At 52.9% G+C, this 12,994-nt stretch carries 22 protein-coding genes and 2 pseudogenes; 19 read left to right on the forward strand and 5 right to left on the reverse strand.

All coding sequences use genetic code 11. The features are described from left to right. Positions 1–6 precede the first annotated feature (6 nt). Positions 7–240 (reverse strand): transcriptional regulator, encoded by a 234-nt coding sequence (locus ABLU96_RS27035; protein WP_348863029.1) that lies wholly within the window; start codon positions 238–240, stop codon positions 7–9. Positions 241–280: 40 nt separating this feature from the next. On the opposite strand from ABLU96_RS27035, the gene ABLU96_RS27040 reads away from it, so the two are divergent. The 16 genes and pseudogenes from ABLU96_RS27040 (at position 281) to ABLU96_RS27115 (ending at position 8,298) form a co-directional block, all read left to right on the forward strand. Next, positions 281–1,033 (forward strand): LexA family transcriptional regulator, encoded by a 753-nt coding sequence (locus ABLU96_RS27040; RefSeq protein WP_348863031.1) that lies wholly within the window; start codon positions 281–283, stop codon positions 1,031–1,033. A gap of 268 nt (positions 1,034–1,301) precedes the next feature. Beyond that, positions 1,302–1,490, forward strand: coding sequence for a hypothetical protein (locus ABLU96_RS27045; protein WP_209574028.1), 189 nt, complete (start codon positions 1,302–1,304; stop codon positions 1,488–1,490). Next, a complete protein-coding gene (locus ABLU96_RS27050; RefSeq protein ID WP_064353467.1) occupies positions 1,483–1,689 on the forward strand; it encodes a cell division inhibitor protein in 207 nt (68 codons plus the stop codon). The genes ABLU96_RS27045 and ABLU96_RS27050 overlap by 8 nt, the downstream gene beginning before the upstream one ends. 81 nt (positions 1,690–1,770) lie before the next feature. Continuing rightward, positions 1,771–2,055, forward strand: a complete 285-nt coding sequence (gamL, locus tag ABLU96_RS27055) for a host nuclease inhibitor GamL (protein WP_008807813.1) — start codon at positions 1,771–1,773, stop codon at positions 2,053–2,055. Positions 2,056–2,066: 11 nt separating this feature from the next. Continuing rightward, positions 2,067–2,265, forward strand: a pseudogene (locus ABLU96_RS27060) (hypothetical protein). Further along, a complete protein-coding gene (locus ABLU96_RS27065) occupies positions 2,262–2,570 on the forward strand; it encodes a hypothetical protein (protein ID WP_074181085.1) in 309 nt (102 codons plus the stop codon). The pseudogene ABLU96_RS27060 and the gene ABLU96_RS27065 overlap by 4 nt, the downstream one beginning before the upstream one ends. After that, a complete protein-coding gene (locus tag ABLU96_RS27070; RefSeq protein ID WP_348863034.1) occupies positions 2,567–3,190 on the forward strand; it encodes a lambda exonuclease family protein in 624 nt (207 codons plus the stop codon). Before ABLU96_RS27065 ends, ABLU96_RS27070 begins: the two co-directional genes overlap by 4 nt. Next, on the forward strand, positions 3,187–3,345 hold the full coding sequence (locus tag ABLU96_RS27075; RefSeq protein WP_046878446.1) for a DUF1317 family protein: 159 nt from the start codon (positions 3,187–3,189) through the stop codon (positions 3,343–3,345). Before ABLU96_RS27070 ends, ABLU96_RS27075 begins: the two co-directional genes overlap by 4 nt. Further along, positions 3,342–4,682 (forward strand): annotated as a pseudogene (gene dcm / locus ABLU96_RS27080) (DNA (cytosine-5-)-methyltransferase); the annotation flags it as partial. The gene ABLU96_RS27075 and the pseudogene dcm, both read left to right, overlap by 4 nt. Then, complete coding sequence (locus ABLU96_RS27085; protein ID WP_348863103.1) at positions 4,671–5,273, forward strand: phage N-6-adenine-methyltransferase; 603 nt, start codon at positions 4,671–4,673, stop codon at positions 5,271–5,273. The pseudogene dcm and the gene ABLU96_RS27085, both read left to right, overlap by 12 nt. Next, positions 5,270–5,491 (forward strand): hypothetical protein, encoded by a 222-nt coding sequence (locus tag ABLU96_RS27090; protein WP_004135656.1) that lies wholly within the window; start codon positions 5,270–5,272, stop codon positions 5,489–5,491. The genes ABLU96_RS27085 and ABLU96_RS27090 overlap by 4 nt, the downstream gene beginning before the upstream one ends. Next, positions 5,488–5,736, forward strand: a complete 249-nt coding sequence (locus ABLU96_RS27095) for a hypothetical protein (RefSeq protein ID WP_032693597.1) — start codon at positions 5,488–5,490, stop codon at positions 5,734–5,736. Before ABLU96_RS27090 ends, ABLU96_RS27095 begins: the two co-directional genes overlap by 4 nt. Then, positions 5,733–6,467, forward strand: coding sequence for a hypothetical protein (locus tag ABLU96_RS27100; protein ID WP_224393367.1), 735 nt, complete (start codon positions 5,733–5,735; stop codon positions 6,465–6,467). The genes ABLU96_RS27095 and ABLU96_RS27100 overlap by 4 nt, the downstream gene beginning before the upstream one ends. Further along, positions 6,464–6,685, forward strand: a complete 222-nt coding sequence (locus ABLU96_RS27105) for a TraR/DksA family transcriptional regulator (protein ID WP_348863037.1) — start codon at positions 6,464–6,466, stop codon at positions 6,683–6,685. The genes ABLU96_RS27100 and ABLU96_RS27105 overlap by 4 nt, the downstream gene beginning before the upstream one ends. Before the next feature lie 44 nt (positions 6,686–6,729). After that, positions 6,730–6,981, forward strand: a complete 252-nt coding sequence (gene xisR / locus ABLU96_RS27110) for an excisionase family protein (RefSeq protein ID WP_047721168.1) — start codon at positions 6,730–6,732, stop codon at positions 6,979–6,981. Positions 6,982–7,014: 33 nt separating this feature from the next. Beyond that, positions 7,015–8,298: a site-specific integrase gene (locus ABLU96_RS27115; RefSeq protein WP_233933165.1), complete on the forward strand. Its 1,284-nt coding sequence runs from the start codon at positions 7,015–7,017 to the stop codon at positions 8,296–8,298. A 26-nt stretch (positions 8,299–8,324) separates the two neighbouring features. Here the strand turns inward: ABLU96_RS27115 and ABLU96_RS27120 are convergent, their stop codons facing one another. From ABLU96_RS27120 to ABLU96_RS27130, 3 genes are all read right to left on the reverse strand, one after another. After that, positions 8,325–8,771 (reverse strand): YcgN family cysteine cluster protein, encoded by a 447-nt coding sequence (locus tag ABLU96_RS27120; protein WP_046878451.1) that lies wholly within the window; start codon positions 8,769–8,771, stop codon positions 8,325–8,327. 94 nt (positions 8,772–8,865) lie between these two features. Beyond that, on the reverse strand, positions 8,866–9,525 hold the full coding sequence (locus ABLU96_RS27125; RefSeq protein ID WP_064405621.1) for a fumarylacetoacetate hydrolase family protein: 660 nt from the start codon (positions 9,523–9,525) through the stop codon (positions 8,866–8,868). 17 nt (positions 9,526–9,542) lie between these two features. Then, positions 9,543–9,824: a YcgL domain-containing protein gene (locus ABLU96_RS27130; RefSeq protein ID WP_004138522.1), complete on the reverse strand. Its 282-nt coding sequence runs from the start codon at positions 9,822–9,824 to the stop codon at positions 9,543–9,545. A 126-nt stretch (positions 9,825–9,950) separates the two neighbouring features. Here ABLU96_RS27130 and minC point away from each other — a divergent pair, with 126 nt between their 5' ends. Genes minC through minE form a run of 3 tightly spaced genes read left to right on the forward strand, consistent with a single transcriptional unit; the run spans position 9,951 to position 11,758 of the window. Next, on the forward strand, positions 9,951–10,649 hold the full coding sequence (gene minC / locus ABLU96_RS27135) for a septum site-determining protein MinC (protein ID WP_004852000.1): 699 nt from the start codon (positions 9,951–9,953) through the stop codon (positions 10,647–10,649). Positions 10,650–10,672: 23 nt separating this feature from the next. After that, positions 10,673–11,485 carry a septum site-determining protein MinD gene (gene minD, locus ABLU96_RS27140; protein ID WP_004103267.1) on the forward strand — a complete coding sequence of 271 codons (813 nt, stop codon included), beginning with the start codon at positions 10,673–10,675 and terminating at the stop codon, positions 11,483–11,485. A 3-nt stretch (positions 11,486–11,488) separates the two neighbouring features. Continuing rightward, positions 11,489–11,758, forward strand: coding sequence for a cell division topological specificity factor MinE (gene minE / locus ABLU96_RS27145; RefSeq protein WP_002910902.1), 270 nt, complete (start codon positions 11,489–11,491; stop codon positions 11,756–11,758). A gap of 64 nt (positions 11,759–11,822) precedes the next feature. On the opposite strand, the gene rnd is transcribed toward minE, so the two are convergent. Continuing rightward, positions 11,823–12,938: a ribonuclease D gene (gene rnd / locus ABLU96_RS27150; protein ID WP_163520642.1), complete on the reverse strand. Its 1,116-nt coding sequence runs from the start codon at positions 12,936–12,938 to the stop codon at positions 11,823–11,825. Positions 12,939–12,994 lie beyond the last annotated feature (56 nt).

Raw genomic sequence — 12,994 nt, forward strand, 5'->3', positions numbered from 1 at the left:
CTGTTGTTAAGCCGCGGAACTTCGCGGACGTGAAAAAACAAGGCTCTCTTTGGATACGGGTTGGTAATGGCTAAACCCTCTGGTGGCCTCTTCTATTGCCTCTGCCTTCTCAGGCGATGCCCGACGATTTCCATAGGCGATTTGATCCAGATAACCAACGGTTGTGTTTGCCAGTTTTGCCAACTGAGCCCACTCGCCTGTGCTGGCATCTTTTCGCCAGCGTAAAAGTTCATTACTCATGGGACCTCCCCGTGACTTATTTAAAATGGAGTTTAGCGTTATGCTAAATACTAAGCAAGAAAGATTTAGCAATTTGCATATTTATCATTCTGCTAAAAATGACAAAAATGAGCAGATGGAAAGTAAAGAGATTAGAAAAGCGAATCTGGAGAACTTGGTCGAACAGCAGCGTGTAGATGCAGGCCTGAACAAGGCTCAATTTGCAGAGCTTATCGATACAAGCCCAGCAGCACTGAGTCAGCTGATAGGTGATAAACCTCATAGAAACATCGGCGATAAAATGGCTCGTAAAATTGAATCTGCACTCAATCTGCCTTTCGGCTGGATGGATACATTACATGCCAAAGAGAACCACACGAACGTAACATTCAGATCAGTAAATACCCCTCAGGGGAGCTACCCAGTGATCAGCTGGGTTAGTGCCGGGCAGTGGATGGAAGCTGTGGAGCCTTATCACCGAAGATCGATTGACCGCTGGTATGAAACAACCGTCGAATGCTCTGACGATTCTTTCTGGTTAGATGTCCACGGCGATTCTATGACATCTCCTGTCGGCCTTAGCATTCCTGAAGGTGCAGCTATCCTGGTTGATCCTGAAGTAGAGCCTATTAATGGGAAATTGGTTGTGGCCAAGCTGGAAGGCGATAATGAAGCCACTTTCAAAAAGTTAGTAATTGATGCTGGAAGGCGCTTCCTGAAGCCCTTAAACCCACAGTACCCGATGATTGAAATTAACGGAAACTGTAGGATTATAGGGGTTGTCGTCGATGCTAAGATATTGAATATTCCCTGATAATACCCCTTTATCAAACCCGCTCCGGCGGGTTTTTTTATGCCTAAAACTTCCTCTTACACCTCATTCAAATATTAAATCCTAATTAAATCAAAATGCTAAATATAATACAGCGATAATTTAGCATTTTGCTATTGCCATCTATTTAGCATCACGCTAAATTTAACCCATCCAAACAACACCGGCAACGCCGGGGTGAAGTCAAAACGTCCCGTTAGCCGCGATAAGGCAAAGGTGAAGAGATGATCCGAGAACATGAGGTTCCTGCGTGGAACAGATTCAAGTTGAAGGTTGTTCTGATTTTGATTGCGGTCGCATCGGTAAGCGTTCAGTGCTGGGGTGGCGTATGAGCAAGCATGGCATTCGTTCACTGGTTATCGTGCTGGCATTGAGTGGCGTTTTCTGGTCGGTGATAGTTGTTTCAATTCTCCATGCTACGGGGGTGTTCAATGGTTAGTCATCATTACGGAACACAGACCGTTAACCGCGGCGCCGTTCTTCCTGGGATGCTCGTTAAGCATCGGGAAAGTACCTGGACAGCATCAGCAAATAAACGCGGCCGCCTGTACCTGCATCGCGGGATTGAGCGGACTTACACAACCGACTTGCTGGTTGAAGTTTATCTGAACGGGTTGGGGCAAGGTCTCCGCCGGTAATCTAACCAAATAATTTAACTGAGCTATCAGGCGGCTTTTATCGCGCCGGGGATTCTTACAACCAAATTTCAGGAGCGAGCTATGAACGCATACCGCGCATACGACGTGATCGAAGAGCGTAAGTGGGCCGAGCAAACGCTCACCGAAGAGAAGCAAAAGTGGGTTGACGATCGGGCGCAGGAAATTATCGACGCGCTGCCGAAAGAGCCGTCAGGCCTGTTCCGCTTCTCTGTGCCGATGGACAAAAGCCCATACGAAGGCCTCCGCAGCGATTCCGCCGGAGAGGCATATAACGATTTCATTTCGGCAGTTGCTTACGCCCAGGCGGAATACGACTGGGATCACCGCACCGGCTGCCCGTTTTAAGGATGCATGAAATGTCTGAATCTAAAACTCACTACCGAAAAGCTTTTGACTCTCCATACCTGAGCAGTGCCGACATCGTTGAACCAACGGTACTGACGATCGCCCGGGCAACGTTAGAAGGCGACAAAACCAAAAAAACCAAAGACGTTTTTAACACCGCTTATTTCGAAGAGCGCGAGTTGCGCCCGGGTGAAAAGCTTAAGCCGATGATTCTGAATGCCACCAACAGCAAGATGCTGAAAAGCATTACCGGATCACCATTCCTTGAGGATTGGGTCGGCGTGAAAGTCACAGTTTACGTCGATAAAAATGTTCGGTTCGGAAAGGAATCGGTTGAAGGTCTCCGCTTAAGCCCAGCGCGCGTTACCAAACCTGTGCTTTCTCCGGAAAAAACGCAGGCATGGAATAACGCTAAGGCCGCCTTCAAGCGCGATGGCAACCTGGATGCAGTTCTGGCGAGGATGGACATTTCTCCAGAGCATCGCCGCCAACTGGAACAGGAGTGCTCAGCATGATCTGGCATGACGTCGAGCAAAACGGGGAAGAGTGGGATGCTCTTCGCCTTGGGAAGGCTACCGCTTCAAACTTCGGCCTGATTATGGCTAACGATGGAAAGGCGTTTGGTGAGCCAGCCAAGCGTTATGCGCTTCAGTTAGCTCTTGAGCAGATTAAAGGGTGCAAGTCTGAGTTTGGCTTCTCAAACGAGCACATGGAGCGCGGACACGAACAGGAGCCAATTGCCCGCATGCTGTACGAAGAGATGAACTTTGTAGACGTGGATAACGGCGGTTTCTTTGATCACGAAACGTATGGGGATAGTCCAGACGGACTCGTAGGCCGGGATGGGTTGATTGAGATTAAGTCGGTAATTGCCGCTACTCACTACGCCACCCTCACCCGCGGCGCCTTCGATCCGGCATACAGATGGCAGCTAATCGGCCACCTTGATTGCTCTGGCCGGGATTGGGTTGACTTCATCAGCTACTGCTCTGATTTCCCTGACGGAAAGCAACTCATTGTTTACCGTCTGACAGCCGCTGAGTGCCAATCAGAAATATCCCGCCTTCGAGCGAGAAGGAGTGAGTTCCTCTCCCTTGTGGCAGAGACCAAGCGAATGATACTGGAGCTCGGATGAAAACTCACCACGACGGAATAACCGTTGGAAGTATCACTCTTCCCTATTCCATCAATCGCCGGGGATGGATCGCCCCAAGCGGCGACGTTATCAAAAACCCATTAAAGGCTCAGCGTCTGGCTGAGCTGATGAACAGTAAGAAGGTGGTGGCATGAGCGGAAATACCCCCCTGATTTACGGATCTATTTGCAGCGGCATTGAGGCCGCGACCGTCGCCTGGGAGCCTCTCGGATGGAAGGCGGCATGGTTCTCTGAAATTGAAGCGTTCCCGTCTGCGGTACTGGCTGAACGCTGGCCAGAAGTCGTGAACCTGGGCGATATGACAAAAATCGCTGTCGCGGTTCGCGCTGGAGAAGTGCAGGCGCCGGATGTGATGGTCGGCGGCACACCTTGCCAGGCATTCAGCATTGCAGGTCTGCGTAATGGGCTTGCAGATGCCCGCGGTCAATTAACCCTTTCATATGTGGAATTAGCCAATGCAATCGACGACAAGCGCATCGAGCGCGGGGAAGAAGAAGCGATCTTCGTCTGGGAAAACGTCCCCGGCGTCCTCACAAGCCACGACAACGCTTTTGGTTGCTTTCTGGCAGGACTTGCCGGAGAAAGCTGTGAACTTGAGCCATCAGGGGGTAAATGGTCGCACTCTGGTTGTGTGTATGGACCCCAAAGGACAATCGCTTGGATCGTCAAAGACGCCCAATATTTCGGAGTGGCCCAACGACGCAAGCGTGTGTTCGTTGTCGCAAGTGCTCGAAAAGGATTCGATCCCGGCCAAGTACTTTTTGAGTCCGAAGGCGTGCGCCGGGATACTCCGCCGAGCAGAGAACCGCAAACGGCAGTTGCCGCCCTTACTGCGAGAGGCGTTGGAACGTGTGGCGCAGATGACAATCAGGCCCAAGCAGGACACCTCCTCGCTTTCGGTGGTGGAAACACAGGGGGAAACATCGATGTTGCCGCCTGCCTGACAGCAAAGGGCCAGCGCATTGATTTCGAAGTCGAGACTTTTGCTGTGCATGGCACTCAAGACCCTGACACAAATCTGGAGCTTGCGCATACGATTGGTCGTAACCACGGGCAGGAGAATGCATGCATTGCGTTCAGTTACAAAGACCATGGAGCAGACGCATCAGAAGACCTGTCTCCGACATTGCGCGCAGGAAATTCAGATAACAGCAACGCAAACGGCGGGCAGCCTCCGGCGATTGCTTATGCATTCAAACCGGGGGCAGGCGCCAAAGCAAGAGGCATTAGATTCGCTGAAGAGCAATCACCAACGCTTACAAGCGCCAGTAGCGGTACAAATTTAACACCTGCCGTCATGCATGGCGTATCTGTTCGACGTCTTATGCCAGTCGAGTGCGAACGCCTGCAGGGCTTCCCTGATAGCCACACACTGATTTCGTGGCGCGGGAAAGAAGCGACAGAATGCCCGGATGGCCCCCGCTATCGCGCCATCGGTAACAGCATGGCAGTGCCGGTGATGCGCTGGATCGGCGAGCGTATTGCGGCCGCATTGCCAGTTAAAAAATCTGCGGGTGATTATGGCGGCAGCAAAACGCCAGCGGATCAGCGCGACCTCTGGCGCACTCCGCCCGCCCTCTTCGCATGCCTGAATGCTGAGTTCTGCTTCCAGCTTGATGCAGCCGCAGCAGCGCATAACGCGCTGTGTCGCAAGTTCATAACAGCCGAGCAGAACACGCTGGAAACTCCATGGGGTGACTACCTGAGCATTCCCGGCTATGTCTGGCTGAATCCGCCATACAGCGACATCACGCCATTCGTGAAGAAGGCAGCCACCGAGAGCACCAATCAGATCGGCACGGTGATGCTGGTACCTGCTGACACTTCGGTTGGCTGGTTCAAGGAGGCAATCCAGACCGCTAGCGAGGTTCGCTTTATTACCGCGGGACGACTGGCATTTATCAACCCGGTGACAGGTAAGCCGGTAAGCGGAAATAACAAAGGCTCGATGCTGATTATCTGGCATCCCTACCCTCGTACTCACTGCCATTTCTCGACGGTCGAGCGGGATGCTCTGATGAATTTCGGTGCCCGTTTGATTGCTAAACGGGAGGCAGCATGACGCCAGAAGAAAAAGAAAACGCTCTCCGCGCCCAGGCTCGCCGCTGCGCAGAAGAGATAACCAAAGCGATGAGCGTAAAGCCTAAACCGAAGTGGAACGCTGTATGCCCCCCCATCCTTCGCAAGCACTACGAGAAGGTTAAGCCGATGGGCGTCAGCTTAGTCAAATTTGTCAGTGTTATTGGCCGCATGCAAGGCCGCTACGGAGTGGAATCATGAGCAACCCTATTACTGTCGGCCTATCAGGCTTAACTAACCGTATCTTTGCTGGGCGCTCTAAGCCAAGCAAATTAGCACCTGGCGTGCGCGAATTCACCGGGGAAAAGTTCGATGTTACGGATGATGTTCTGTTTGCTGTAGCCCATCTGATGATTGCCCGCGATGACGTGCTTATTTTCCCTGCGGCAAACGGCAAGGAAATCCACCTGCGCGCTGACCTCAAAGACAAGGCAGGTGCAGCATGAAAGAACGTGGAATGATTTTTAACGGGGAAATGGTGCGGGCGCTGCTGGATGGTCGGAAGACGCAGACCCGGCGGATTGTTAAAGGGGCTGACGGCGCCGTGAAGTTCTGCAAGGAATGGGACATCAACGGAGAAGAAATTTTCGTTGTTCTCGGCGAAAAAGACCACACAGGAATGAATCCTGTTTTGGGTGCTATCTCATGCCCGCTTGGTGCTGTAGGCGATCGCATCTGGGTGCGTGAGACGTGGGGAGTCGTCAGCCACGAACTAGATGAGGATGGTCGAATCCAATCATGGACTCCAGATCGGCCCGCTACAGCCATTCACGAAATGCCGTTTGGCAATGGCTATTACTCTGGCCACGCCATTTATGCAGCTGATGGTGATTTTACCTGGGGTGATGACGATGGTTATGAAGATGGTCGTTCGTGCTGGAAACCCTCCATTCATATGCCGAGAGCAGCCAGCCGCATTCTGCTGGAAATCACCGCCGTGCGGGTGGAAAGGTTGAACGCTATCAGCGGGGAAGATGCCACTGCCGAAGGCGTACCGACTGCAGGAAGTTTGCTTACTGATTACCCGGGAACATTCCTAACTCCGAAGGGTGATTTCGCAACGGGCAAGGTTGCATTCCAGCGTCTGTGGGAATCCATCTATGGCGACGAAAGCTGGCAGGCGAACCCCTGGGTTTGGGTTATCGAGTTCAAGCTCGTTGAAGGCGGTGCAGCATGAGCGCAGAAATCATCGATCAGGCCAACGAGCTGGCTGAGCGCCGGCTGGAAATGACCATCCAGAACATGCGGATCAACCATGCGGCTGTTTCGGCTACTCACTGCTGCGATTGCGTGGAAGAGATACCAGAACAGCGCCGGGAGGCGGTGGCTGGCTGTCAGCGCTGCGCTGACTGTCAGGAGGAAGAGGAATTACGCGGTAAGCATCGGAGGGGATGATGATTCTGAAAAACCAGCAGGCCACAGGTAAGACGGAGGCGGTTATGGGTGAAGTTGTTGTAATGGTCTCCCCAGGAAAGTGGGTGGCTGAGGATCAGTTGATCGCCCTTAAGGGAATCAAAAAAGGGACACTGAAGAAGGCCAGAGAAAATACATTTCTTGAGGGGAAAGAATATAAGCACGTTTCATACGATTGTGAGCCCTGGGATAACAGTCCATGCTTCTACAACCTGGATGAAATAGACCTGTGGATTGATCGCCAGAAGCCGGCGAAACCCCGTAAGCAATCTGTTTAAATACCCACTCCTATCAACAAACGAGGAATCGTTATGAGCAAATACCCAACAGGAGTGGAAAACCACGGCGGAACCCTCCGCCTGTGGTTTATCTATCAGGGTGTAAGGGTAAGGGAAAGTCTTGGTGTGCCAGATACGCCAAAAAACAGAAGAGTAGCGGGAGAACTGCGCACGTCGATCTGTTATGCGATTAAAACAGGCACATTCAATTACCCTGTGCAGTTCCCACAATCCCCTAACCTGCGCAGGTTTGGATTCATACAGTCGGGCATCAAACTGAAAGATCTGTCAGCTCGATGGCTGGAGCTGAAACGAATGGAGATAACCGGGAATTCACATTTGCGGTATCTTTCATACATCAAAATCTGCACGGAAATTCTCGGGCCAGAAAAGACAATTTCCGGAGTTTCCAATGAAGATGTTCTGCTAGTGCGCAAGGAATTGCTTACCGGATATCAGATTTGCGGAAAACACCAGAAAAACAGAGCAGCGAAAAAAGGTCGTACTGTACGGACAGTTAACGTCTACCTAAATTGCCTTGGCCAGATGTTCAAATTCGCTGAACTGAATGGCTATATAGAGAAATCACCATTCACCGGTGTAGACCCACTGCGAAAAAGCAAGGCTGAGCCAGACCCGCTCACAAAAAGCGAGTACAGGCGATTACTCAATGCGAGCCCGTCTGAGCAGATTCGAAATCTGTGGGTGCTGGCCATCAACACCGGGATGCGACATGGAGAAATCGCCGCCCTGGCCTGGGAAGATATCGACCTGAAAGAAGGCACCATAACCATTAGCCGGAACATAGCTATGCAGGGCCACTTTACTCCGCCAAAAACTGAGTGCGGAAATCGGGTGGTTAACCTAACAGAACCCGCAATCCAGGCACTGAAAAGCCAATTGGCATATACCCGCATGGGAAAGCAACATGAGATAGACGTCAATCTTCGCGAGTTTGGCCGCGTTCGTGTTGATGCCTGTACGTTTGTTTTTGTGCCGCGGCTGACGGCCAGAAACGGGAAAGGCGGAGACTGGTACGCGCCCGGCTCATTTGGCGCCACATGGAACGATATTCTGAAGCGCGCAGGCATAAGACATCGGCGAGCTTATGAGTCAAGGCATACTTATGCCTGCTGGGCTCTAAGCGCTGGAGCAAACCCAAACTTCATCGCTGCACAGATGGGACACACTTCAGCCCAGATGGTATACAACGTTTACGGTAAATGGATGAGCGATAACAATGTCGATCAGTTGAGTATTCTGAACGCAAATTTCGCCAGTGATGCCCCAACCATGCCCCATGCCATTTCTATGTAGTGAAAAAATGTTTATATATCAATATATCAAATCGCCCAGTCTGGTTTATTCAGGATATGATCCTGCCAGTCAACCACCGTGGATTCTTTCACAGCAATATGGCGAACGGAGATGCGTTCGCCATGCATCGCCGCCTTCGAACCGGTTAACAGCGGGTGCCAGTGCGGCAGCGGTTGACCTTCCGCCAGCAGACGATAGGCGCAGGTCGGCGGCAGCCATTCAAACGTAGGCAGGTTGTCGCGGGTGAGCTTAATGCAGTCCGGTTCATATTCGAAACGGCGCTCATAGTTACGGCACTGGCAGGTTTTGATATTAAGCTGACGGCAGGCGACGTTGGTGAAGTAGATTTCGTCGGTATCCTCATCCATCAGCTTATGCAGGCAGCACTGTCCGCAGCCGTCGCAAAGTGATTCCCACTCCGCATCGCTCATTTCATCCAGTGTTTTGTGTTGCCAGAAAGGTTGTTCGCTCATTGGGATGTCCGTCATTGCAGTTCAGGGTGCACCTTATAACCAGTCTGGCACGCCGATGCAAGTTTTGCCGCCCGGAGAAGGCGGCAAGCGGTCGTTACAGCACGCGGGTGGTCAGCGAAAACCCGTTAAAACCGACTTCCAGCTCGTCGCCGCTGGCGAGCGGCCCCACGCCTTCCGGGGTGCCGGTCAGCACCACATCACCGGCTTTCAGGGTGAAGAAGCGCGACATATAGGCGATCAGCGGCACAATTTTATGAATCATGTCGGCCGTCGTGCCCTGCTGGCGCACCTCGCCGTTTACCTTCAGGCTCAGCGGCGTATTCTGCGCGTCGCCGTGAAATTCGCCGGCGGGAATAAACCCCGAAATCGAGCAGGAGTTATCAAAGCCTTTCGCCTTTTCCCACGGCTGCCCGGCTTTTTTCATTTTGCCCTGCAGATCGCGCAGAGTGAGGTCCAGCGCCACGCCATAGCCGGCGATGGCTTTGAGCACATGATCGTCCGTCGCCTGACGCAGCGTGCCGCCAATCAGCACCGCCAGCTCAACCTCGTGGTGCACCGACCCCAGCCCCTCAGGAAGCACCAACGGCTGGCGGATATCGCATAGCGCCGTCTCAGGTTTAATAAACAGCACCGGCTCTTCCGGCGTCGCACTGCCCATCTCCTTGATGTGTTTTGCGTAGTTGCTGCCCACGCACACCACTTTGCTTACCGGATAATCCAGTAGCGCACCCTGCCAGTTATGATGTTGGTACATTGTTTTCCCTCTGTGGGTTAATCAGATTTATTCCCCTGTTCCGCCAGGTGTTTCTTGAGTAAATTTTCAGACGGAGGAGGGAGCTGAAGGTAATAGCCCTGATCGGCCAGCGCCTGTTTCACTTTATCCAAATCGGCGTGGATGAGTTTTTTTCGCCCATCGAGCGGTAAAATCATTGCCAGTTTGGGCGTACCGAAGCTATACATTAATTCGTCAGGAACGCGGGAGAAATCGTCCTTTTTTTCGACATATAAATAGGTTTGCTCACGTTTAGTACTTCGATAGATCACACAAAACATAGTTTTACTCGGAATTAGACCTGTGGTCACTTGCCTCTATATATGAGTGACTATAACATGCCTTTTAGTCTTCGGAATATCACCGCACTTCAGCGAGTGATAAACAGCAAATTGAGTAAGGCCAGGATGTCAAATACGCCAATCGAACTTAAGGGCAGTAGCTTCACCTTATCTGTGATTCATTTGCACGATGCAAATCCCGAGGTTATTCGTCAGGCGTTAGAAGACAAAATCGCCCAGGCTCCCGCCTTTTTACGTCATGCCCCCGTGGTGGTGAATATCAGCAGCATTGAAGATGACGTCGACTGGCGCCCTCTTCATGAGGCTATCGCGGCTACCGGCCTGCGTATTATGGGCGTAAGCGGATGTAAACTTCCTCGGCTGAAAACCGAAATTGACCGCGCCGGGATCCCTTTATTAACCGAAGGGAAAGAAAAAATTACCCGTCAGGCCGCGCCAGAACCCGTTGCCCCGCCGCCAGCTGTTAATCAGATCACAAAAACGCGCTTGATCGATCAGCCGGTACGTTCCGGTCAGCGTATTTATGCGCCACACTGTGATCTAATTGTTACAAACCATGTGAGTGCCGGGGCTGAACTTATTGCCGATGGTAATATCCATGTATATGGCATGATGCGGGGACGTGCGCTTGCCGGCGCCGGCGGCGACAGAGACGCCCAAATATTTTGCAGCAACCTCTCGGCGGAACTGGTTTCCATCGCCGGGGAATACTGGCTGAGTGATAACATTCCGGCCGAATTTTATGGCAAAGCGGCCCGTCTACGTTTAGACGACAGCGCTTTGACGATTCAATCGTTGAATTAATCCCTTTTTAACAAGGAATTTCTATGGCACGCATTATTGTTGTGACTTCGGGTAAAGGAGGCGTTGGCAAGACCACCTCCAGCGCGGCCATCGCTACTGGTTTGGCCCAGAAGGGAAAGAAAACGGTCGTTATCGACTTCGACATCGGCCTGCGTAACCTCGATCTGATCATGGGCTGTGAACGCCGGGTCGTTTATGACTTCGTCAACGTCATCCAGGGCGATGCCACGTTGAACCAGGCGCTGATTAAAGACAAGCGCACGGAGAACCTCTACATCCTTCCGGCCTCCCAGACGCGTGACAAAGACGCCCTGACCCGCGAAGGCGTAGACAAAGTTCTCGAAGAACTGAAAAAAATGGATTTTGATTTTATCGTCTGTGACTCCCCTGCAGGCATCGAAACCGGTGCGCTGATGGCGCTGTACTTCGCTGATGAAGCCATCATCACCACCAACCCGGAAGTCTCCTCCGTTCGCGACTCCGACCGTATCCTTGGCATCCTGGCCTCCAAATCCCGCCGCGCGGAAAGGGGCGAAGATCCGATTAAAGAGCATCTGCTGCTGACGCGCTATAACCCAGGCCGCGTGAACAAAGGTGACATGCTGAGCATGGAAGACGTGCTGGAAATTCTGCGCATCAATCTGGTGGGCGTGATTCCGGAAGATCAGTCCGTGCTGCGCGCGTCTAACCAGGGCGAACCGGTTATTCTGGATGACGCCTCGGATGCGGGTAAAGCCTATGCCGATACCGTTGAACGTCTGCTCGGAGAAGAACGCCCTTTCCGCTTCGTAGAAGAAGAGAAGAAAGGTTTCCTCAAACGCCTGTTCGGAGGATAAATTATGGCATTACTCGACTTTTTTCTCTCGCGGAAAAAGAACACGGCCAACATTGCGAAAGAGCGCCTGCAAATTATCGTCGCGGAGCGCCGCCGCGGCGACGCTGAACCGCACTATCTTCCGCAGCTGCGCAAAGACATTCTCGAAGTGATTTGCAAGTATGTGCAAATCGACCCGGAAATGGTCAGCGTACAGCTGGAGCAGAGGGACGGTGATATTTCGATTCTGGAGCTGAACGTGACCCTGCCGGAAACTGAAGAGTCGAAGTCCTGAGCCTGAAGGTATAAAAAAACCGGCAACGCTGCGCGAAGCCGGTTTTTCACTATGCCGTTCGGCGCTAGCGCGGGTAGTCGCTCAATAGCGCATTCAGGCGATCGGCCATCAATTCTCCGCGCCAGCCGGAAACCAGTTCAGGCTGCCCGTTGCCGTTTTTAAGCCCCCAGTGCCAGTTCAGCAGCTGGTTAATCTGTCTTCTTGAGGCCAGCAGCTCCGCGCTGACGCCCTTCTCGGCGCTCACGGTCTGCACAAGCGCTTTGATATCCTTAAACAGCTTGCGGTAGCCCGGCATGTCGATCAGGTTCTGCAGCGGCTCTGGCAGCGCCTCTTCCGGCAGCGCCTGCGCTTTCTCGACGAGGCCAATCAGCGTCTTGCCGTGGAAACGAATTTCGCTGCCCGAAAGTCCGAGGCTGTCAAGCTCCCCGAGGCTGGTGGGCATATAGCGCGCCACGTTCCACAAATGCTCTTCCCGGATCACAAAGTTGACGGCCAGGTCGCGCTCGCGCGCTTTGCGCAGACGCCACTCCGCCAGCAGCTGCAGGCAGCCCAGCTGACGAGTACGCAGCTGCCAGGCATTACCGATATCGCGCCACGCCTCTGCGGGATCCTGAATCTCCTGACGCCGCTGCTGCATCAGCTGACATTCATCCAGGGCGGCGGAGAGCCAGCCTGCGCTGTCTGTTTCAGCCATCAGCTTTCCGGCAATCGGCAGCAGGTACCAGACGTCGGCCGCGGCATAAATGCACTGGCGTTCGGTCAGCGGGCGCGCCAGCCAGTCGGTGCGGGACTCGCTCTTGTCCAGCGCCACGCCGGTAAACTCTTCCACCATCGACGCAAAGCCCCACGACATCGGGCGGCCGCAAAAAGCGGCGAGAATTTGCGTGTCGATCAGCGGCTGCGGCATCAAATGAAAAGCATTGAGGAATACTTCCAGATCTTCACTGCCGGCGTGCAGAAATTTGGTCACATCTTTATTCAGCAGCAGTTCACGCATCGGTTCCCAGTCGGTGATGGCCAGCGGGTCAATCAGCGAAACCTGGCTGCCGTCGAACAGCTGGAGCAGACCGAGCTGCGGGTAGTAGGTACGAGTACGGACAAATTCCGTATCCAGCGCGATGGCGGAAACCGCGCTTGCCGCGTCGCAGACGGCGCGAAGGCCATCGTTGGTGGTGATCATCTGATAGTTCAAATCATACTCTCTTAACTTGCGCCCATAAAAAACGCCGGCTTAGC

The organism is Klebsiella sp. CN_Kp106, assembly GCF_040064575.1.
Taxonomy (GTDB): Bacteria; Pseudomonadota; Gammaproteobacteria; order Enterobacterales; family Enterobacteriaceae; genus Klebsiella; species Klebsiella michiganensis.

Coding starts and splice junctions, on each gene's coding strand:
- rnd (WP_163520642.1), bottom strand. CDS start 12,938: ATGATCACCACCAACGATGGCCTTCGCGCCGTCTGCGACGCGGCAAGC.
- minE (WP_002910902.1), top strand. CDS start 11,489: ATGGCATTACTCGACTTTTTTCTCTCGCGGAAAAAGAACACGGCCAAC.
- ABLU96_RS27125 (WP_064405621.1), bottom strand. CDS start 9,525: ATGTACCAACATCATAACTGGCAGGGTGCGCTACTGGATTATCCGGTA.
- gamL (WP_008807813.1), top strand. CDS start 1,771: ATGAACGCATACCGCGCATACGACGTGATCGAAGAGCGTAAGTGGGCC.
- ABLU96_RS27070 (WP_348863034.1), top strand. CDS start 2,567: ATGATCTGGCATGACGTCGAGCAAAACGGGGAAGAGTGGGATGCTCTT.
- minC (WP_004852000.1), top strand. CDS start 9,951: ATGTCAAATACGCCAATCGAACTTAAGGGCAGTAGCTTCACCTTATCT.
- ABLU96_RS27085 (WP_348863103.1), top strand. CDS start 4,671: ATGCGCTGGATCGGCGAGCGTATTGCGGCCGCATTGCCAGTTAAAAAA.
- ABLU96_RS27095 (WP_032693597.1), top strand. CDS start 5,488: ATGAGCAACCCTATTACTGTCGGCCTATCAGGCTTAACTAACCGTATC.
- ABLU96_RS27090 (WP_004135656.1), top strand. CDS start 5,270: ATGACGCCAGAAGAAAAAGAAAACGCTCTCCGCGCCCAGGCTCGCCGC.
- xisR (WP_047721168.1), top strand. CDS start 6,730: ATGGGTGAAGTTGTTGTAATGGTCTCCCCAGGAAAGTGGGTGGCTGAG.
- ABLU96_RS27065 (WP_074181085.1), top strand. CDS start 2,262: ATGATTCTGAATGCCACCAACAGCAAGATGCTGAAAAGCATTACCGGA.
- ABLU96_RS27120 (WP_046878451.1), bottom strand. CDS start 8,771: ATGAGCGAACAACCTTTCTGGCAACACAAAACACTGGATGAAATGAGC.
- ABLU96_RS27050 (WP_064353467.1), top strand. CDS start 1,483: ATGGTTAGTCATCATTACGGAACACAGACCGTTAACCGCGGCGCCGTT.
- ABLU96_RS27115 (WP_233933165.1), top strand. CDS start 7,015: ATGAGCAAATACCCAACAGGAGTGGAAAACCACGGCGGAACCCTCCGC.
- ABLU96_RS27075 (WP_046878446.1), top strand. CDS start 3,187: ATGAAAACTCACCACGACGGAATAACCGTTGGAAGTATCACTCTTCCC.
- ABLU96_RS27035 (WP_348863029.1), bottom strand. CDS start 240: ATGAGTAATGAACTTTTACGCTGGCGAAAAGATGCCAGCACAGGCGAG.
- minD (WP_004103267.1), top strand. CDS start 10,673: ATGGCACGCATTATTGTTGTGACTTCGGGTAAAGGAGGCGTTGGCAAG.
- ABLU96_RS27105 (WP_348863037.1), top strand. CDS start 6,464: ATGAGCGCAGAAATCATCGATCAGGCCAACGAGCTGGCTGAGCGCCGG.
- ABLU96_RS27040 (WP_348863031.1), top strand. CDS start 281: ATGCTAAATACTAAGCAAGAAAGATTTAGCAATTTGCATATTTATCAT.
- ABLU96_RS27100 (WP_224393367.1), top strand. CDS start 5,733: ATGAAAGAACGTGGAATGATTTTTAACGGGGAAATGGTGCGGGCGCTG.
- ABLU96_RS27130 (WP_004138522.1), bottom strand. CDS start 9,824: ATGTTTTGTGTGATCTATCGAAGTACTAAACGTGAGCAAACCTATTTA.